Below are 19,313 nucleotides of genomic sequence, written 5' to 3'. Positions count from 1 at the left end.
CCCGTCTCCGCGCCGTCGTGGTGACGGCGCGGAGACGGATGGGATCACAGCGCGCCGAGGAAGTCCGCGCCGATCGGCGCGGCCACCGAACCGCCACCGCCGCCGCCCTCGACGACGACGGCGAAGGCGAGGTCGCCCTCGTAACCGACGAACCAGGCGTGGGTCTCCAGCTCCTCACCCTCTTCGGCGGTGCCGAACTCCGCGGACCCGGTCTTGCCGTACACCTCGCCGGTGAACCCGGCGTCCTCGGCGGTGCCCTCGGTGATGACCGCGCGCATCATCGTGCGCAGCGCCTCGGCGTTGCCGATCGGGTGCGGCTCGGGCCGGTCGGGGATCGCGGGGTCGGTGACGAGGACCGGCGAACGCCAGGAACCGTCGGCGACCGCGGCCGGGACCGTGGCCATGTGCAGGGGAGAGGTCAGGATCTGCCCCTGGCCGATGCTGGAGGCCGCCAGCAGGGTGGTGCTGTCGGGCGTCGGGAAGGAGGGCGTCAAGCTGGGGATGCCGATGGACATCTCAGAGTTCATCCCGAACTCCTCGGCCGCGGCGGTGAGGGACTGGGCGTCCAGGCGCTCGGCGACCTCCTGGACCAGCGCGGTGTTGCAGGAGGTGGCGAACGCCTCGGTCACGCTCTGCGTCCCGTACTCGGCGTCCCCGGCGTTCTTGAACGGCCAGCCGCCCACCTCGGCCGTCTTGGGGCACTCCATCGTGTCCGTGGTGCTCAGCCCGGAGTCGAGCAGCGCCTCATAGGAGATGATCTTGAAGGCCGAACCCGGGGGGTACTGTCCCTCGATGGCGCGGTTGTAGCCGCCGGGAACGTTGGCCGCGGCCAGGATCTCCCCGGTGGAGGGACGTACGGCGACCAGCGCGGTGGGCTTGTCCTGGTCGATGATGGCCTGGGCGGCGGCGCTCTGGACGGCGGGATCGATGCTGGTGGTCACGTCCTGCCCGTCCTCGCCGCCGAGGGAGGCCAGGACGGTCTCTTCGCCCCCGTCGCTGTCGTCCTGTCCGATCTCGGCGACCTTGATGGTCGTGGTCGCCTTGCCCGCCAGGCGCTCCTCGTAGGACTGCTGGATGCCGCCCTTGCCCGTGGGGTCGCCCTCGGCGTAGGCGGGGCCGAGCTCCTCCAGGTCCTCGGCCGTGGCGGTGCCCACCTCACCGGTGAGCATCTTGATCGATCCCGACGCCTGGTCGGTGTCCAGGCGGGTGCCGTCGGCGGCGAGGATGTGGCCGCGCTCCCCCCACTCGTTGGTGCGGACCAGGGTCTGGTCGTCACCGAGGTCGGGGTGGATGACCGCGGGGGAGAAGTCGACCTTCCAGTCGCCGTCGACGTACACCAGGGGGATCTCGCCCTCGTAGCTCCACTCGCCCGCGTTGCGCAGGGTGAGGTGGGCGGTGAAGGGGAGCGTGGCGGTGTCGTCCCCCTCGGTCAGCGTTCCCGCCTCCACGGAGATCTGCTCTATACCGAGGTTCTCGCTGACCCTGGTGTAGGACTCCTCGACGTCCGCGCCGGTGGCCAGGGCCGCCATGGCGGCGTAGTCGCCGGAGTTCCACGCCTCGACGTAGGGGGTCGCGGTCTCCTCGGGTTTGGGGAGAGTGAGCACGTACCAGGAGACACCGCCGCCCACGAGAGCCAGCACGACCAGTCCGCAGACCAGTCCGATCACCAGACCCTTACGGGAACGGCGGGGCTTCTCGGTGGGGGTGTGCGGGGGCTGGGGAGCCGGGGGAGCAGCCTCTGGAGGGGGTGGTGGTGCGGGTGGGCCCTCTCCCGGCTGCGGAGTCCATCGTTCGTCCACGCCTGAGCGTCCTTCCCTCGTCCGACAAAGACAACGCCCCGCGTCTCCCATGATGAGGCGCGGGGCGTGGAAGTCATGTGGCCGGTGCGGCGGTCGCCTCTCGGCGCGGGGCACAACGCGGCTCCTGTGGACCATCCGGCCGCCCGCCGGGGCGGGCGCCGGACGCGGTATTCCGCGAAGGCTATAGGTGAGGCCCGGGGGACACTTTCTACCACACCGACCACCAGTGACTCTAACCCATGGGTGCGGTGCGATGTTCCGTCCAGACCGACAAAATCGGCGGTTAGGTGGCTCACAGCCGGATGAGCAGGGGCGACGCGGCGAGGGTCCCGCAAATCGGCGGAAGCCCTCGCCGGCCGGGGCGGGTCAGCCCTCCTCGCCGCGGCAGATGCGGGTCATCTCCTCCCGGGAGAGGACCTTGACGCGCTTGCGGCCCTGCGGCTCGCCCAGGGACTCCTCGTGGGCCTCCAGGCGCTGCCAGCCCTCCCAGGTGGTGTAGGGGACTCCGCGCTCTTCCAGCAGGCGCAGGAACGCCTCGGGCTCGGGCTCGGAGGCGGCGGGGAAGGAGGCGCGGTCGGCCACCAGGTTGGTGACGGTCTCCAACGCGTCACCCTTGGTGTGGCCGATCAGGCCGACGGGGCCGCGCTTGATCCACCCGGTCGCGTAGACCCCGGGGATGGGGGCGTTGTCCAGGTCGAGTACGCGCCCACCGTCGTTGGGGATGATCCCCCGTTCCTCGTCGAAGGGGAGGTCGGCGACGGGGGAGCCGAGGTAGCCGATGGCCCGGTAGACGGCCTGGACCTCGTGGTCGACGAACTCGCCCGTGCCGCGGACGTTGCCGTCACCGGTCAGCTCCATGCGCTCGGTGCGCAGCCCGGTGACACGGTCACTGCCGAGGACTTCGACGGGGCGGTGCAGGAAGTGCAGGTGCAGTCGGCGCGGTTCGCCCTTGGGGTCGCGTATCGCCCAGTTCTGGAGGACCTTGACGTTGGTCTTGATCTGGTTGGACTCCTCGATGGCGGCGAGGCTGCCCTCGTCCAGCTCGAAGTCCTCGGGGTAGACGATCACCTCGACGCCGGGCTGGCGGTCGAGCTCGCGCAGCTCCATCGGGGTGAACTTCGCCTGGGCGATGCCGCGGCGGGCGAACACGTGCACGTCGGTGACCTGCTTGGCCAGCAGCCCCTGGTGCACGTTGTCGGTGATGTCGGTCTCGAGCAGGTCGTCGGCGTGCTTGGCGAGGATCCGCGCGACGTCGACGGCGACGTTTCCGGCGCCGATGACGGCGACGCTGCTGCCCTCGACCTTCCAGGTGTCGGCCACGTCGGGGTGGCTGTCGTACCAGAAGACGAAGTCGGCGGCGCCGTGGCTGCCCGGAAGGTCGATGCCGGGGATGTCCAAGGGGCGGTCGCGGTCGGAGCCGGTGGCGAAGATGACCGCGTCGTAGTGACGACGCAGGTCCTCCAGCTTGAGGTCGACGCCGTAGTTCACGTTGCCGAGGAAACGGATCTCGGGCTTGTCGAGGACCTTGTGCAGGGCGGCCTGGATCTGCTTGATCCGGGGGTGGTCGGGGGCGACGCCGTAGCGCACCAGCCCGTAGGGGGAGGGCAGCTTGTCCAGGATGTCGATGCTGAGGGGCGTTCCGCTGCCGGTCAGGGTGTCGTCCTTGGTCAGCAGATCCGCAGCGTAGATACCCGCGGGGCCCGACCCCACGATTCCCACTCGCAGTGGACGCGTCATTGAATCTCCATCCTTCGCGTCTACTCGGGCGGCACGGTCGGAGCGCGACGTGCCGCGCACCAGGTGACCCGGACGCACATGGGTCAGGCTAGGCTAACCTAATCTACAGGACGGGGGTTATGCCTACTAAACCAACCCCAAAAATAGACAACCCCGTCTTTCAACGGGCCTCCGGGGCGCGGCTTCCCCGGTGCCGAGGATTCGCGCACGTCAGCGCCGGGGGAACGGCCGTCATTCGATGGCAACACGCGAAAGAGTGGATTCTCAGCCCGAAACCGCTGTGGGGTACCTCACCCCGTGTTCGACGGAGGAAGGCGCCTCAACGGCGGGCCACAGCCGGACCAGGAACTCCTCCTGGCCGCGCAGCCCGTCCTCCGCGAGCCGGAACTCGGCGCACTGCGGGTCCCGGTAGAGACGGAGCAGCCGATCATAGCGTTCGGCCACGGCGTGCCGGCGCCGGGCCCGGATGTCGGCGTGATAGCGCCTGCTGCCCCCCGAGAGCCAGGCGCCCAGCGCCCGCCCCGAGACGTCGCAGCCCACCCCGACGTATCCGCGCAGGAACACCGTCGTGGCGGCGGCCTCCTCCCAGTGCCCCTCGTCCGCCCCCGGATCCCCGGGTACGGGAGCGCCGTCCCACTCCTCCAGCGTGACGGTGACCTCGACCCTGCCCTGGAGCGTGCTGAGTTCCAGGTGGTCGGAGCCGTGGACGAGCAGGGCTCCCGGCAGGCGGGGAGCGACGCCGGCGCGTGGGCGCGGACCCGGTCCATGCAGACGGAGGACGCCGTCCTCGGGAAAGACCGGAAAACACACCCGGCTCAGCCGTTTCACCGCTCCTGACCTCCACACGCGAGCAGTCCACTACTGACGTCGGACCGCTGGAGGCGGCCCCGTCAGGGAGGACCGGATTGTGAGGGGACCGGTCTTGGGAAGATTTTAGACCGGGTCGTCACCCTGCGTGGGCAGGAACACCGAAACAGTGGGCACAAGGACGCCACGTGCTTCCGGCGGAACGAGCGCGCCTCAGGCCGCGCGATCGTGTCCCCGGCCCAGTTCGGCCTTTACCGAGGAGGCGAACCGGGGAACCTGCTCCTGGCCGGACAGGCGCTGGATGGCCGCCATGATCGCGTCGGTGGCCTCGCGCCGGGCGCGTGCCCGTTCGGCGCCTCCGGCCCAGGGGGACAGGTCGACCGCCGGGCCGAACCGCACGCCGATGTGGTGGAAAGAGGGGACCTTGCGCCCGGCCGGGAGGATGCGCGAGGTGCCGTCCAGGGCCGCCGGCACCACCGGGGCCCCCGACTTCAGCGCGAGCCAGGCCAATCCGGTCTGGCCGCGGTAGAGCCGTCCGTCCGGTGAGCGGGTCCCCTCGGGGAAGATGCCGAACGCCCGGCCTTCGGCGAGTACCGCCAGGCTGGTGTCCATCGCCTCCTGGGAACTCTGACCCGGACGGCGGTCGACCGACACCTGTCCGATCGCCCGCAAGGCCCGGGTGAAGGTCCGCTGCGCGATGTTGCCCTCGGCGAACAGCTCCTGCTTGGCGATGAAGATGAGCGGGCGCGGTACGACCACGCCGAGGAACAACGGATCGATGTTGGACAGGTGGTTGGCGGCGATGATGACGGGACCGTGCGCGGGAACGTGGTGCAGGCCCTCCACCCGCGGCCGCCACAGCGCCCGCGTCACGGGTGCGATGACCGACTTGGCGACCCCGTACAACGACACCGTGGAACCTCTCCTCGATAGAACCCGCCGGCACCTGCCGGCCGACACCGCCGACTCTAGCGGCGCCGCATAACACCAGGACGCGCCCGACGATACCGATGCCGCAACAGCGCGCCCGGAAGGGAGCGGCGCGCTAGAGTTGGTCTAGACCTTTCCGGGGAGAGGACGGCTCCACCGAGGTCGCCCGCACGCGGCGGGTCCCGCCACGGGGCCGTCGGAACGCGAGAGCTGGAGACGAGGCGGAAAACAGTGACGCAGCTGATCGACGTGAGCCACCAGATCGTTGCCGACATGATCACCTATCCGGGCCTGCCCGGACCGGTCATCGAGGACCACCTGTCCTTTGACGACTCCCGGCACGACTACGCCCCGGGGACGGAGTTCCGGATCGGGCGTATCTCCATGGTCGCCAACACCGGGACCTATCTCGACACCCCGGCCCACCGCTACCGTGACGGTTCGGACCTGGCCGACCTCGACCTGGAGAAGGTCGCCGATCTCGACGGGGTCGTGGTCGACGCCGCCGACCGCGCCATCGGCCCCGAGACGTTCGAGGGTGTGGCCGTGGAGGGGCGGGCCGTGCTGATCCGCACGGGCTGGGACCGCCACTGGCGCACCGAGCGCTATGGCGCGCCCGAGCACCCCCACCTCACCGAACAGGGGGCCAAGGCACTGGTCGAGGCCGGAGCCGCGCTGGTGGGCATCGACTCGGTCAACATCGACGACACCTCATCCGAGAGCAAGGGGGCGCGACCGGCCCACTCGACGCTGCTCGCCGCGGGGATCCCCGTCGTGGAGCACCTGTGCGTGCTCGACCGGCTGCCCTCCGCGGGCTTCCGGTTCTTCGCCGTCCCGGTGAAGGTCCGTGGGATGGGGACCTTCCCCGTCCGCGCCTTCGCGATCGTCGGGGACTGAACCCCGGCCGCGCCGCCTCACAGGTCGGCGTCGGCCTCCTCCCGGGCGCGGTGCGACTCGCGCCGCGCCCGGCGCTCCCGCAGCAGCGACTCCGCGCGGTCCTCTTCGGCCACCGCCGTGCGCATCGACGACGACAGGGCGCGCAGCTCCATGTTGATCCGCGGATAGTCCACCAGCCGGGGCAGCGCCCCCAGCCGGGGCGCCCGGCGCTCCCGCATCGCCGCGCTCAGCTCCCGGAAGGCCAGGTCGAGGCGTTGGATGGTGATCTGCGACGCGGGTGGCGGGTTGTCCAGCGCCAGCGCGGCCAGCGCCAGGTAGCCGGTGCGCTGCGTGGCCACCACGACCGGCCACAGCGGCTGGGTCGTCTTGGCCCGCGGCACGTCGCCGACGGCGCTGTCGTAGACGCCGCGCAGGCTCAACAGGTCGGCGCGCAGGTCGCGGCGGAGCCGGTAGCGGCGTTCCGGGCTGATCTCGACATCGGGGTCGAGCACCTCGGTGACGACCGTGCGCGCGTCGTCGAGCACGTCCACGATCGTCTGGGGCAGCCGCGAGGCCGCCGCCTTGCGCCACAGCAACAGCGCGCCGAGCATGCCCGCCACCGAGCCCACGATCGTGTCCATGACCCGCGACTGGGCGAGTTCGTCCAGCGGGTAGGGGGCGGCGGTGTGGGCGAGCAGCAGCGCCATGGGGGTCATGAGGATGCTGGCGTAGAAGAAGTTGCGGCCCACCACGAGCTGGGTCAGCCCCTGGAACACCGCCGCCAGCACGATCACGGCGGGAAGGGGCGGGTGGAGGTAGAGCAGCCCCACACCGATGAACACGCCGATCACCGTGCCCAGCGCCCGTTGCGTGGAGCGGTTGACGGTCAGGACCACGTTGCCGCCCTGCAACACGGCCGTGGTGGTGATGGAGATCCAGTAGAAGCGGTCGAAGCCCAGCAGGATGCCGACCAGGCCCGCGGCGGTCACCGTGATGCCCATGCGCAGCGCGGTGGGCCGGATCAGAGACTCCCGGCTCAGCCCGAAACGCAGCGAGTCCAGCATCGGTGGATAGCGGGTGTCGTACAGTTCTGTCCCGCGTCCCTCGATCTCGTGCTCGCTCTTGCGCGCGGTCTGGGCGGCCCGGGCCAGGCTCCCGTACAGCCGTGACTCCAGCGAGCGGGGCCGCAGTCCCCGCCGCACCTCGTCCAGCTCCTCCGGAGCGGGGCACAGTTCCGGTCTGCCCACGGCCTGGGCCAGACGGTCCGCGAACTCGGCGACCTTGTCGGGCAGCGGCTCGGTGCGCGCCATCGACACGTCGGTGGCGGCCAGGTGGATGTCGGAGACCCAGCGCAGCAGAGCCCGCAGCCGGGCGGCCGTCGGGGTGTCGCGGTAGCCGCGCGTCTGGGCGAGCAGCACCAGCCGCCAGGCGGTGGACACGGCCAGGGAGGCGTCGTGTTGGACGTGGTCCAGGCGCGGTGTGCCGATGGCCCGCAGCAGGGCGGCGAGCTGCCGGAAGGCGTCGGCGACGGCCCGGTGCTCCGGATGCCGGCCGCGGAAGGGGGCTCCCGCCATCGACACGACCCAGCCGATGGCGGCGCCGATCGCGGCCACGCCCGTGTGCAGCGGCACCGTGGCGAACCCGCCCGGCGCGATGGTGGAGATGGCGCAGACCAGGGCGAAGAAGAGGGCGCCGGGCTTGTCGACGCGCAACGCCTGGCAGATCCACGTGGCGGTGCCCGCCACGAGCCCGATCACCACCGCGGCGCTCCACGGGCTCACCGAGGCGAGCGAGCCCAGCGCCACGCTGGTCACGAAGCCCAGACCGACAAGCGCCAGGGCGATCGCGCGATGCACGTAGGGGGTCTTCTTCTCGTACAGCACCGTCATGGACCCCAGCGCCGCCAGGGCGCCGACCTGCGGGCCGAACAGATAGGCGGACAGCGCGAACGACGACCCCATCGCGATGGTGGCCTTGGCCGCGGTGGTCCAGGCCCAGCCCCCCGAGGCGAGTCCGAACAGCGCCTTGACGTCGACCCGTTGCCGTGGGCGTTCGCCCACCTTCGGCCGGATCCGCGCCGGTGGCCGCCATTCGGCCTCGGCCGGATCGGGTCCGTCACCGCTGCTGCTCGCCCCCTGATCGCGCACAGCCCCAATGTTAGGAGGAGACGATCATCGGGAGGACGGCGGGAGGCGTCCGGAGGCGAGGGAGGGGACCGGCCTACTCGGGAGCCGCCGGAGGCGGCGCCGCGGCGGCCGCCGCGCGCAGCCGCTTGAGCTCGGCCAGCGCGTCGTCCAACTGGGCCTCGGCCCGTTCGGCGCGGCGGATGGCCTGGGCGCGGGCGTCCTCGACCGCGGCCAGCCGCTGGGCGGCGGCCTCCTTGACCTCGGCGAGGGTCGCGGCGGCCGACCTGGAGCGTTCCTCGGCCTCGCCGCGGAGACGGTCGCCCTCCTCCTGCGCGGCGCGGCGGACCCGTTCCAGGTCGGCGGAGAGCCGATCGCGCTCGGCTCGTAGTCCGGCCGCCGCGGCTTCGGCGCGCTCGGCCGCGAACTCGGCCCGGTCGGCCCGGCGGGACGCCTCGTCGCGGGCGCGCGTCTCCTCTGCCAGGCGTTCCTCCAGACGCCCCTGTTCGGCCGCGGCCTCGGCTTTGATCTGCGCGAGCTCGTCGGTGGCGCGTTTCCGCTCCTCGGCCAGCCGTCGGGTCGCCTCCTCCTCGGCGGCCTGGATCCGCCGGGCGGCCTCACGCGCGGTGGTATCGCGTTCGGCGAGCGCGTCGTCGCGTTCCCGACGTGCCCGCTCCGCGGCGGCCAGCGCCGTGTCGCGTTCCGCCACCGCGGTGTCGCGGGTCGAGAGGGCCTCATCCGCCATGCGCTCGGCCGACCCCGCGGCGGAGATCGCGGAGGAGGCCGACTCCTCGGCGGCGCGGCGGGCCTGCTCGGCCGCGCGGCGCAGGTTCTCGGCCTCCAGGCGGGCCGCGTCCGCCTCGGCGATGCGGCGGGCCGCGTCCACCCGGGCCGCCTCCACCTGGGCTTCGGCGTTGGCCGGATCGCTCATCTCCGCGAAGGTCCGGGCCGCGGCGGTCAGGGTGGCGGCGAGCTGTTCGGACTGCACGGCGAAGCGGACCAGCAGTTCGTCGGCGCGCAGCCGCGCGGTGGTCACCGGGGTGGAGTCACCGGAGGGACGGGCGGTGGTCACCGGGCCCTGGGGGGTGTCACGGCTCGTGGAGGGGGCGTGGTCAGCCCTCTCTTCGTCGTCGTGTCGGCTCGCCTGCTCCTCTTGGGCGGCCTGGGCCTCCTGCTGGAGCCGCTGGCGCTCCCGCCAGGCACGCCAACGTGTGTGCTCGGGCAGGTCGCAGTACTCCGGCGGACGGCCGGGAGCCGATCCGCGTGGGACCGGACGGTCACAGCCGGGAAAGTTGCAGGTGTTCGCATCGGAGCCAGCCACGCCGATGAGGGTAGCGCTCCCCACGGGGGACCGGGGCGGTCTCCGTCACCGGGGGCGTTGCCCGCCGTCCTCGACGAAACGCCGTAGGTGGTCGGGCAGGGGAGTGCCGTGGGGGAGGGCGGGGTCGGGGACCGCGGAGCCGATGGCGCGCCACACGGGGACGACGCCGGCCCAGTGCGGCAGGTCGGCGTCGGCGGGGTCGTCGTTCACGCCGCCCTCGCGGATCTTGGCGGACACCGTGTCGAGGTCGAGCCGTAGTACGGCGGTCGCGGCACGCTCCTTGGCGTTGGGCGGCCGGCAGCCGGCGGAGCGGCCGGGGACGGTCTGGTCGAGCAGCGCGTCGAAGGCGATCTGGAGCTCCTCCGGGTCGGTGACCCGGTGGGCGGTCCCGTGGGCGACCACGGAGCGGTAGTTCAGGGAGTGGTGCATCGCCGAGCGCGCCAGCACGATCCCTTGGACGGTGGTGACGGTGACGCACACCTCCAGTCCGCGTCCCGCGGCCCGCAGGGGGCGGCTTCCCGTGGACCCGTGCAGGTAGAGGCGTTCCCCCACGCGGGCGTAGAGCGTGGGAAGGACGACCGGCCGGCCGTCGGCGACGAAGCCCAGGTGGCAGACGAAGTCGGAGTCCAGGATGGCGTGCACGGTCGCGCGGTCGTGACGGGCACGGTCGGGCCGCCGGGTGGGGATGGTGCGCGGGGCGTCTGGCGTGGACGAGCTGGCGAACATGGTCCTCATTCGCAATAGTGCAAAGAAAGCTATGTACTGTCATGTTATAGAGAGGGCGGGGCATATGGAAGTGGGGACGGGGCTTCTCCCCGCGGCGGGTTTTCCGGGGTGAAACGCCGCGTCCGTGCCGGGTAGAGGCCGCCGGCGCATGAAAAGGGCCCGGCCGGGAGCATCCTCCCGGCCGGGCCTACGCCGTGCGGCGGTCTCGCGCCTCAGTCGTGTGGACCGGCGCCGATCCTGGAGACCAGTGTGGTCACGAACGGCCGGAAGCCCTCACGCTCGTAGAAGCGGATCGCGTCGGAGTTCGTCGTGATCGCGGCCAGCTCCATGTCGTGCACGCCCATCGCGCCGAGCTGCCGCCGGATCTCCTCCAGCAACCCCGACCCCACGCCGGTCCCCCGCGCCTCGGGGAGCACGGACAGCGTCTGCACGACCGCGACCCGCTCACCGCGTTCCCAGGAGCCCTTCCGGTCCTCGCGCAGCGTCACCATCGCGTAGCCGACCTCCTCGCCGTCGCGCTCGGCCAGCACCGCTAGGGTGTCGGGATCGGCGAGCCAGTCGAGGTAGCGGCTCCGGCGTCGCCGCCAGGACTCGTCCGCGTCGACGGAGGTGATGAGGTCTTCCAGGTGCGGGGCGATCTCCGTGTGGTGGGCGTGCAGCGCCCGCCACAGGCCGGACAGTACCTCGATCTCGTCGGGTCCCAGATAGCGGAAGCGCAGCGTTCCCGAGACGCCCCCACGAGGCTTGGTCGCCAGCGAAGTTTCCATCTTTTTCTCACCCGTTTCACCCGCGTCAGCACGACTCTGCCCGCCTCTGATCTTCGTTGAGGTGGGCTGAGCTGTAGTGCGAGCCTATGCGGGGAGTAGGGGTGGCGTGGCTGGATGCAGAGGAAAGGAAGCGATCTCGTGACGGTTATCGAAAATTCTCAACATTTTGCTGTTCTGGGCCCGGGAGGTGTCGGCGGTCTGCTCGCCGGTCTTCTCGCTCACGCCGGCCATCGGGTCACGGTCGTCGCCCAGGAACAGACCGCCTCCCGGCTCGCCTCGGCCGGCCTGCGGGTGCGCTCCCGGCTCTTCGGCGACTTCACCACCCCGATCCGAGCGGTCCCCGTCCTGGAGGAACGCCCTGACGTCCTGGTCGTGGCCCCCAAGGCCACGGCGTTGGACGCGGCATTGGATCGGGTCCCGGCCACCTTGGTGCACGACGCCCTGGTCGTCCCCCTGCTCAATGGGATCGAACACGTCACGTCGCTGCGCACCCGTTGGAGCGCGGCCCATGTCGTCGCCGCGAGCATCCGGGTGGAGTCGACCCGGGTCGCTCCTGGGGAGATCAGCCAGACCAGCCCGTTCGCGGCGATGGAACTGGCCCGTTCCGGTGTGCCCGCCGCGCGGGTGGAGGGGCTGGCCGCCCTGCTGGCGGACCTGGGCCTCGACGTCGGGATCGGCGACGACGAGGGCGTGACACTGTGGTCGAAGTTCCACTTCCTGCTGCCCACCGCGCTGGTCTGCACCCATGCCGGACAGCCGATCGGCGAGGTGCGGGGGGCGCGCCGTAGCGACCTGGCCGCTGTGGCCCGCGAGGTCGCCGCCGTCGCCGAGCGCCACGGGATCCGGTTGGACACCGACGGCGTCCTGGGGATGATGGACGCGGTTCCGGCCGCGACCAAGCCGTCGATGTTGCGTGACCGGGAGGCCGGACGGCCGATGGAGCTCGACGCGCTGGGCGGGGCGTTGCTGCGTGCCGCTCGACAGGTCGGCGTGGAGACGCCGGTGACCGCCCGCATCGTGGCGGAGCTGGAACGGGTCGGCCCCGCCTGACCGGTCACAGCCAGTCGCGGCGCCGGAAGGAGACGTAGACGAGGAGCGCGGAGACGACGAGCACGGCGTTGGCGAGGTAGGCCCCCCACAGGGCGAACTGGCCCGGCAGCGCCACGTTCATCCCGTACCAGCTCGTGACGGCGGTGGGCACCGCGATGACGGCGGCCCACCCCGTCAGCTTCTTCATGGTCACGTTGAGCTGCTTTTGCTGCAGGTTCAGATCGGCGCTGAGCAGCGAGGCCAGCATCTCCCGCAACGCCTCCATGAGATCGCTGGTGGCGTCGAGCTGGAGCGTCACCTCACGGTAGTGCCGTTCCATGTCGCGCACGGCGGCGGGCGCGGACGAGGAGGACAGCCCCACCAGCGCCCGCTGGATCGGCAGCATCGCCCTGCGCAGCAGGGTCAGCCGTTTGCGCAGTTCGTAGCTGCGCTGCTGGACCAGGGTGCTGCGCGGCCGGTCCCGCTCGAACAGCAGTTCCTCGACGTCGTCGATCCGCTCGTCGATGTCCAGCGCCATCTCGTGGTAGCCGGCGGCGGTGTTCTCCAGCAGCGTGTGCAGCAGCGCGGCCGCGCCGTAGCGCGACAGCAGGGGGGAATCCGCCGCGTCGGTGAGGAACGGACGCGGGTCCGCGTGGTCGTCGTCCCACAGGGTGAGCAGGACATCGCCGAACAGGAGCAGGGACAGCCGGGCGAAGGAGGTCCCGTCCTCGCGGGGGACGAGCAGGTGACCGGTGAGCGCGGTGTCGGGGCCGTGCCGCCAAAGGCGCATGCGACGCCCCGGGGAGAGGAGGTCGTGGACCGCCTCGTCGGGCAGGCCCAGGCGCCGGGCGAGGGGAACGAGCCCTTCCGTCTCGCCGGGCCCCAACCCGATCCACAGCACCGAGCCGTCCGCCACAGGCGCGGTCAGGTCGGCGACCGAGGGAGCCTCCACTGTCTTGGCGCCCCTGTGGAACAGCAGTGTGCTCGGCATGAGACCACCTTAAGGAGAACCGTCCCTCGTCCTTTGGCCGCGCGCCGCGGGGTGTGTCGTGGGTGTGACGAGGTTCCCGGTTCGCCACTGTTCGGTGCTTGCGGCTTCCGCAACGTGCAACGGATCACCATCAGCATCACCGTTTCGTTGCCTTTAGCCGTGCTAACGAGTGTGCCGACTCGCCTAGATTGTGTTCCATGATCGATGTGCGGCGGCTGCAGTTGTTGCAGGCGCTTGACAAGCACCACACCGTGGCGGCCACGGCCGAAGCGCTCAACGTGACCCCGTCCGCGGTCTCCCAGCAACTGGCGGCACTGGCCAAGGACACGGGGGTGGCGCTCGTCGAGCGTAAAGGGCGGCGGTTCCTGCTCACGGGGGCGGCCCGGGTCCTCCTCGACCACGCTCGGGTCATCTTCGCCGAGATGGAACGCGCGGAGGCCGACCTCGCCCAGTACGCCGACGGCACGCTCGGCGTCGTCCGTGTGGGCTCCTTCGCCACCGGGATCTCCGATCTGATCGCGCCGGCCGTGGCCGGGCTGCGGCGCACCCACCCCGGCTGGCGGTTCGAGATCGTGCAGGCCGAGCCCGAGGAGAGCACCGAGATGCTGCTCACCGGAGCCCTCGATCTCGCGGTCACGATGTCCTCGGTGCACCTGCCGGCCAGTGGGACCCCTGATTTCCGGATGGACCCGATCATGGTGGAACCGTTCGACGCGGTGCTGCCCTATGACCACCCGTTGGCGGTCTCCCCCGAACTGGACCTGGCCCGTGACCTCGTCGACGCCGATTGGATCATGTCGGCGCCGGGAACCGCCTGGTACGACTGTGTCGCCGCGGCGTGCAACCAGGTGGGCTTCCAGCCGCGCGTGGTCCACACGGTCGACGAGTTCAGCGCGGTGTTCGCGCTCGTCAGCGCGGGGCTGGGGGTCGCCCTGATGCCCCGTCTGGCCTGGACCGGACTGTCCATGCCCCATGTGGTGGTCCGCTCGGTGCGCAACGGGCCGCGCCGTCACATCTTCTGCGTCAGCAGGGCCGGGGGCAATCCCGAGCCGCTGCTCACCGCGATGCGGCAGGCGGCGAGCAAGGTGCCGGTGCCCTCGGCGTCTCCGCTGATGGTGGCCTCCTCCTCCGCGTTCTAAGGGGAGTGGCTAGGCGTCCAAGACGTCGGGGCTCTCGCCGCTGTCGTCGTCGAGGACCTCGCGCGCCACGCTGCGCAGGTAGTGCCCGACGGTCCGGATCGGTCGCCAGGCCCAGCCTCCGGTCCGGCCGACCAGATAGGCGCGCCGTACCCCGCCGATCTCGCCCAGCGGGGTGTGCACGACGCCTCGCCGACGTGGCGCGGCGGCGAGTTTGGGCAGCACCCCCACCCCCCGCCCGGCTGCGACGAGGGAGGTGACCACGTCGAGGTTGTCGATGCGGTGTCGGATGCGTGGCGAGAACCCGGCCGCGGCGCACATGCGCTGGACGAGTTCGTCCTCGTCGCTGCCACGGGAGTTGGAGATCCACGACGCCTCGGCCAGGTCGCGGAGCCGTTCGCGGGTCATGGGCCGGTTTCCGCCGGGGATCCCCGACGGCTGGGCCAGTAAGAGCGGCTCCGAACCGATCCGGTGCAGCCGGAGGGTGTCGGGGAAGCGCCGTGGGACCAGGCTGTACTCGTAGACCAGGGCGAGGTCGGCGTCGCCGCTTTGGAGCAGTGCCAGCGCCTCGTCGGGCTCGTGCTCGATGAGGCGTACGTCGATGCCCGGGTGGTCCTCGCGTAGCCGCTGGAGCGCGGGCAGCACGATGGGCGTGGCGACGCTGATGAACGTGACGAGGTTGACGGGTCCCGTGGGCTCTCCCTCGCCGGCCATCTCCGCGCGCGCCGCCTCCACCCTGGCGAGGATGCCCACCGCGTGTTCGACCAGGCGGTGCCCGGCCGGGGTCAGTCGTACCCGGCGGCCGTCGGGCACCAGCAGCCTGACGCCCACCTCCTTCTCCAGCACCGCGAAGTGTTTGGAGACCGCGGAGGTGCCCATGCCGGTGACCTCGGAGACCGCCGCCATCGTGCCCAGACGGTCCAGTTCGACGAGTAGTCGTAGGCGCGTCAGGTCCATCCACCAAAACTACACGGTTCATACGCCATTGGTCCGTGGACAGCAACAAACGTGATCGGTCCAATGGTCGGGTGACCACTTCTTTCTCTCCTCTGTTTCGGCATGCCCTGAACCGGGTACCCGCGCCGCTTCTGGTGCTGGGCGGCATGTTCTTGCTGCACACCGGCAGTGCCTTCGCGGTCAGGCTGTTCGATCTGGCCGGTTCCACCGGCATCACCTGGCTCCGCCTGACCTGGGCCGCGCTCATCCTGCTCGCCCTGAGCGGTCGCTCTCTGGTCACCGCCGTGCGCGCAGCGTCACGGCGAGAGCTGCTGGCCGTGGTGATGTTGGGCACAGTCAGTGCCGGGATGATGACCTTCTACTCCGAGGCGACCGCCCGCATCGACCTGGGGACGGCGACGTCACTGGAGTTCCTCGGACCGTTGGTCGTCGCGGTCCTGGCCATGCGACGGCGCCGCGAACTGGTCTGGATCCTCGCCGCCGTGGCCGGCGTGGTCTGCATGACCCGCCCCTGGGACACCCAGGTCGACCTGACCGGGGTCGCCTTCGGACTGGCCGGCGCGGCCTGCGTCGCGCTCTACATCGTGCTGACCCAGCGTGTCGGGGGCAGCTTCGGCGCGGTGCACGGCCTGGCGCTGGCCCTGACGGTCTCGGCCGTGCTGACCGCCCCGCTCGGCCTTCCCGCCGTCGCGGCCAATCCCAGCCCGCACCTGCTGGTGACCACCCTCGGCATCGCCCTGCTGTTCCCGCTCGTGCCGTTCCTGCTGGAGATGATCGCCCTCCAACGGATGAATCGGACCGCCTACAGCACCTTCATCAGCCTGGAGCCCGCGGTCAGCCTGGTCATGGGCCTCGTCGTCATCGCCCAGATGCCGGTCGCGGTGCAGATGGTCGGGATGGTGCTGGTCGTCGTGGCCGGCGTCGGCGCGGCGCGCCAGGAGGGAAAGGCGCCCGTACTCAGGACGGCCGGCCCGGACCGGGCCGGCGAGGAGGCGGACGGGCCGGCCCGCGTCGCCGCGACGCACAGCCACTGACGGCCTTGCCTTCCGCCGTGGGGACGGGGGCCGCGGCACGGGAACCCGTCCCCGGTCACCGGCGAGCTGACAGCCCCCCGCGCGCCACCAGCTCGACGCACACGACGATCGCCAGTGACTCCACCGCCAGCAGGCCGATGAGCACGAAGAGCTGAACCGCTCCGGCGGCCAGGGGACTGGCCCCGCCCAGCAGCATCCCCACGAACGCGCCGGGCAAGGTGACCAGCCCCACCGTGCGGGTCTGGTCCAGCGCGGGCAGTAGCGCGCCGGCCGCCGCGGGGCGGCAGATCTCCAACGCCGCGTCCCGAGGCGAGAGTCCCAGGGACAGGGCGGCCTCGACCTCGCCGCGGCGTTGCTGCAGCTCCTCCACTGCGCGCCGGCCGGCCAGGGCCGTGGCCGTCAACGCGCCGCCGATGAGGATGCCCGACACCGGGATCAGCACCATGCCGTCCAAGGGGACCAGCCCGGTGGCGAGGAGGAGGCCGATCACCGGGAAGGCCGCCCCGATCGGCAGCACCGCCCAGAGGGCCGACCAACCCGTGGTGATGCGCCGGCCCGCTGTGGCCGTGGCCACCACGACCATCATGGCGACGAACGCGAGCGTCAGCGGGGGCGAATCGACCACGGCCACGATCACCAGGGCGACCACACCGAGTTGCACGAGCGCTCGCACACTCGCGGTCAGCACCGCCCGGGCGTGCCCGAGCCGGCCGAGCGCGGAGACGGCGATCGCGGCCAGCGCCAGCGCCGCGATGACGGCGCCGAGCCGGGGGCCGACGGGCAGGAGGGGCGAGGCCGCGGCGGAGGACATGGAACAGCAGCGTATCGGCGGTGGGAGGGCTCCTTCCGCCGAGAGGGAGGGCCGAAGGGCGCCGATGTGATCATGGTGACATTGAGCGGTGGAAGCGCGCTCGGCGGACGCCGGGGCGGAACGGCCGGGGGTCAGGCCTCCTTGCGGCGCCCGCCGTACTTCTTGTGCACCGCCTGCTTGGTGACTCCCAGCGCCTCGGCGATCTCCGCCCAGGTGGCGCCCTGGAGACGGGCCCGGCGGACGTGCACGGCCTCCAGCCGTTCGACCTCCCGGCGCAGCTCCGTCGTGGCGCGCAGGGCCGCCAACGGCACGTCGCCTCGCGCGGACCGGGCCAGCGCGCTGATCTGATCATCCTCCATGTCCGGCAATCTACGCCTTCGCGGTCCTGGCGGTGTCACGCCCGTGAACGTCCGTGGTCCGTCCGGCGCTGTCCCCGCGATCCATTAGTGTCAGGCGCAATTATGGGCGCCAAAAGTGATCTGGAACTGCTCCGGGCCTATGAGCCGGTGTTGATGTACACCAAAGGGGAGCTGTTCTTTCCAACCGACATCGAGAAGTACCTCCGCTGTTGCAGCCTGTGGCTGGACCTGCCCGATGGTGGGGAACAGGAAGTGGTTCCCGCCGGGGAGCTGACCGCCGAACGGCTGGCTCAGGCGGAGCAGGAGTGGCCCGGCCACGACCAGCACCTGCGTTTCGTGCAGGAGTCGTCGTTGCGGGCCGAGGCACGGCGGTTCCGGCGGACCGCCCGGCCGGTGATCCCCCGTAGCGGTCGCCTCGCCGCGGTGGGGGTGCTCGGTCGCGTCGTCGACGTGTTGATGAAGCTCTCGCTGCTCATCCGCGGGGCGGTGCCGGGGGGCGTCGCGGCCGCCGCGGCGACGCGCTACCGCGACCGGCTCGACGACGGCGGGTCCACCTACTACGGCAGAGTGGTGCGCGAGGGCGGCTACATCGCCCTCCAGTACTGGTTCTTCTACGCGATGAACGACTGGCGCTCCACCTACGGCGGCGTCAACGACCACGAGGCCGACTGGGAGAAGGTCACGGTCTACCTGGTCGAGACCCCCGACGGCGGGACCCGGCCGGTCTGGGTGGGGGCCTCCTCCCACGAGTACACCGGCGACGACCTGCGGCGCAGGTGGGACGATCCCGAGCTGCACCGCGACGGTGACCACCCGATCATCTACGTGGGGGCGGGGTCGCACTCCCACCAGATGCTGCCCGGCGACTACCTCATCCAGGTGGACCCCGCGGTGCTGCGCGGAGTGGTGCGGGCGTGGCGGCGTCTGACGCAGCGGTTGTTCCCCAGCAGCAGAGCGCTCGCGCGCCACGGCATCGGTGTCCCCTTCGTCGACTACGCGCGCGGTGACGGGGTGCGGGTGGGGCCCGGCGGGGAACGGGCCTGGAACCCGGTCCTCGTCGACGACAGCACACCGTGGCTACGGGGTTTCCGTGGCCTGTGGGGGCGTGACACCCGCGACTGGTTCGACGGTGAGCGGGCGCCGAGCGGGCCTCGCTACGAGCGTGACGGGACCGTGCGCAAGTCCTGGGCCGACCCGCTCAACTGGGTGGGTCTGCACAAGGTCGCCCCGGACGAGTCGGCCGCCCGTGGGGCGCTGCTGGCGCATCTCAGTGATCTGGATTCCCGCATCGAGCAGGCCGACGCCGAGATCGTGCGCCGCCGTGACGAGCTGCGGCGGCTCGCCTCGGCCGAGATCGTGCTCAAGCGGCGCGCGCACGCCCAGGCCAGGGCGCGCGAGTACGGCGAGCGGATCGCCCAGGCCGAACGGGAACTGGCCGAGCTGCGCCGGGAACAGGCGCTGGCCATCGACGAGCGCGACGTCCACCGCGCCGCCCTGGAACGGGGCGAGTCCCTGGTGCGCGGCCCCCAGGCGCACCTGCGCTCGCCGCACCTGCCCTACAGTTCGGGAGAGCAGCGTCCGACGCGGTTCCTGCACGTGTGGGCCGCTTTGAGCACGCCGCTGCTCATCATCGCCCTGGGGCTCATGCTGCTGTTGCTGCGTGGTCCCTTCGCGTGGCCGATCGCGGTGGGCGTGGTACTGGTGTTCGCGGCGTTCGACGCGTTCGCGCGGCGCAAGCTGACGACGTTCCTCACGGGTCTGGCCGTCTTCCTCGTCGTGGTCGGGGTGATCGCGGGGATCGTCGTGGCCTTCACCCTGAACTGGCGGATCACGATCGTGGTCCCGCTCGCGGCGGTGGTCGTGGTCCTGCTCGTGGTCAATATCCGTGATCTGATCCGCAGGTAGGACAC

17 protein-coding genes are annotated in these 19,313 nt (G+C 71.3%); 5 read left to right on the top strand and 12 right to left on the bottom strand.

Translation table 11 applies throughout. From position 1 onward, the window contains the following. Positions 1 to 44: 44 nt before the first annotated feature. The 4 genes from ACYVHU_RS20615 to ACYVHU_RS20600 form a co-directional block, all read right to left on the bottom strand. Positions 45 to 1,658 (bottom strand): penicillin-binding transpeptidase domain-containing protein, encoded by a 1,614-nt coding sequence (locus tag ACYVHU_RS20615; protein ID WP_498949391.1) that lies wholly within the window; start codon positions 1,656 to 1,658, stop codon positions 45 to 47. A 507-nt stretch (positions 1,659 to 2,165) separates the two neighbouring features. After that, entirely contained in the window at positions 2,166 to 3,518 is a 1,353-nt protein-coding gene (locus ACYVHU_RS20610) for an FAD-dependent oxidoreductase (RefSeq protein ID WP_078759685.1), read from the bottom strand. A gap of 282 nt (positions 3,519 to 3,800) precedes the next feature. Continuing rightward, positions 3,801 to 4,364 carry a hypothetical protein gene (locus ACYVHU_RS20605; RefSeq protein ID WP_498949294.1) on the bottom strand — a complete coding sequence of 188 codons (564 nt, stop codon included), beginning with the start codon at positions 4,362 to 4,364 and terminating at the stop codon, positions 3,801 to 3,803. 192 nt (positions 4,365 to 4,556) lie between these two features. Further along, positions 4,557 to 5,255 (bottom strand): lysophospholipid acyltransferase family protein, encoded by a 699-nt coding sequence (locus ACYVHU_RS20600; protein WP_498949293.1) that lies wholly within the window; start codon positions 5,253 to 5,255, stop codon positions 4,557 to 4,559. A 249-nt stretch (positions 5,256 to 5,504) separates the two neighbouring features. Here ACYVHU_RS20600 and ACYVHU_RS20595 point away from each other — a divergent pair, with 249 nt between their 5' ends. Next, positions 5,505 to 6,170, top strand: coding sequence for a cyclase family protein (locus ACYVHU_RS20595; RefSeq protein WP_078759682.1), 666 nt, complete (start codon positions 5,505 to 5,507; stop codon positions 6,168 to 6,170). A 17-nt stretch (positions 6,171 to 6,187) separates the two neighbouring features. Here the strand turns inward: ACYVHU_RS20595 and ACYVHU_RS20590 are convergent, their stop codons facing one another. The 4 genes from ACYVHU_RS20590 to ACYVHU_RS20575 all read right to left on the bottom strand — a co-directional run bounded on the left by ACYVHU_RS20590 (position 6,188) and on the right by ACYVHU_RS20575 (position 11,086). Beyond that, positions 6,188 to 8,305, bottom strand: a complete 2,118-nt coding sequence (locus ACYVHU_RS20590) for an FUSC family protein (protein WP_394330026.1) — start codon at positions 8,303 to 8,305, stop codon at positions 6,188 to 6,190. 64 nt (positions 8,306 to 8,369) lie between these two features. Beyond that, complete coding sequence (locus ACYVHU_RS20585) at positions 8,370 to 9,593, bottom strand: coiled-coil domain-containing protein (protein WP_078759681.1); 1,224 nt, start codon at positions 9,591 to 9,593, stop codon at positions 8,370 to 8,372. 45 nt (positions 9,594 to 9,638) lie between these two features. Beyond that, positions 9,639 to 10,319 (bottom strand): pyridoxamine 5'-phosphate oxidase family protein, encoded by a 681-nt coding sequence (locus tag ACYVHU_RS20580; protein WP_144290646.1) that lies wholly within the window; start codon positions 10,317 to 10,319, stop codon positions 9,639 to 9,641. Positions 10,320 to 10,531: 212 nt separating this feature from the next. After that, complete coding sequence (locus tag ACYVHU_RS20575) at positions 10,532 to 11,086, bottom strand: GNAT family N-acetyltransferase (protein ID WP_078759679.1); 555 nt, start codon at positions 11,084 to 11,086, stop codon at positions 10,532 to 10,534. A 138-nt stretch (positions 11,087 to 11,224) separates the two neighbouring features. On the opposite strand from ACYVHU_RS20575, the gene ACYVHU_RS20570 reads away from it, so the two are divergent. Continuing rightward, positions 11,225 to 12,136, top strand: coding sequence for a ketopantoate reductase family protein (locus ACYVHU_RS20570; protein ID WP_498949292.1), 912 nt, complete (start codon positions 11,225 to 11,227; stop codon positions 12,134 to 12,136). Positions 12,137 to 12,140: 4 nt separating this feature from the next. Here ACYVHU_RS20570 and ACYVHU_RS20565 read toward each other — a convergent pair whose 3' ends face one another. Next, positions 12,141 to 13,106 carry a magnesium transporter CorA family protein gene (locus ACYVHU_RS20565; protein WP_078759677.1) on the bottom strand — a complete coding sequence of 322 codons (966 nt, stop codon included), beginning with the start codon at positions 13,104 to 13,106 and terminating at the stop codon, positions 12,141 to 12,143. A gap of 197 nt (positions 13,107 to 13,303) precedes the next feature. Between ACYVHU_RS20565 and ACYVHU_RS20560 the strand changes: the two genes are divergently transcribed. Next, on the top strand, positions 13,304 to 14,245 hold the full coding sequence (locus ACYVHU_RS20560) for a LysR family transcriptional regulator (RefSeq protein ID WP_078759676.1): 942 nt from the start codon (positions 13,304 to 13,306) through the stop codon (positions 14,243 to 14,245). 9 nt (positions 14,246 to 14,254) lie between these two features. Here ACYVHU_RS20560 and ACYVHU_RS20555 read toward each other — a convergent pair whose 3' ends face one another. After that, positions 14,255 to 15,199 carry a LysR family transcriptional regulator gene (locus tag ACYVHU_RS20555; protein WP_078759675.1) on the bottom strand — a complete coding sequence of 315 codons (945 nt, stop codon included), beginning with the start codon at positions 15,197 to 15,199 and terminating at the stop codon, positions 14,255 to 14,257. 71 nt (positions 15,200 to 15,270) lie between these two features. Here ACYVHU_RS20555 and ACYVHU_RS20550 point away from each other — a divergent pair, with 71 nt between their 5' ends. Beyond that, positions 15,271 to 16,233 carry an EamA family transporter gene (locus ACYVHU_RS20550; RefSeq protein ID WP_498949291.1) on the top strand — a complete coding sequence of 321 codons (963 nt, stop codon included), beginning with the start codon at positions 15,271 to 15,273 and terminating at the stop codon, positions 16,231 to 16,233. A gap of 55 nt (positions 16,234 to 16,288) precedes the next feature. Here the strand turns inward: ACYVHU_RS20550 and ACYVHU_RS20545 are convergent, their stop codons facing one another. Both ACYVHU_RS20545 and ACYVHU_RS20540 read right to left on the bottom strand, forming a co-directional pair. Then, positions 16,289 to 17,044: an ABC transporter permease gene (locus tag ACYVHU_RS20545; RefSeq protein ID WP_498949290.1), complete on the bottom strand. Its 756-nt coding sequence runs from the start codon at positions 17,042 to 17,044 to the stop codon at positions 16,289 to 16,291. Between the two features lie 131 nt (positions 17,045 to 17,175). After that, entirely contained in the window at positions 17,176 to 17,403 is a 228-nt protein-coding gene (locus ACYVHU_RS20540) for a helix-turn-helix domain-containing protein (RefSeq protein WP_078759673.1), read from the bottom strand. Positions 17,404 to 17,505: 102 nt separating this feature from the next. Here ACYVHU_RS20540 and ACYVHU_RS20535 point away from each other — a divergent pair, with 102 nt between their 5' ends. Continuing rightward, complete coding sequence (locus tag ACYVHU_RS20535) at positions 17,506 to 19,308, top strand: hypothetical protein (protein WP_078759672.1); 1,803 nt, start codon at positions 17,506 to 17,508, stop codon at positions 19,306 to 19,308. The last annotated feature ends 5 nt before the right edge of the window (positions 19,309 to 19,313 follow it).

The organism is Marinactinospora endophytica, from assembly GCF_054780875.1.
Note: the sequence above shows the minus strand (reverse complement) of the source record. Positions and strands in the feature narration are given on the sequence as shown.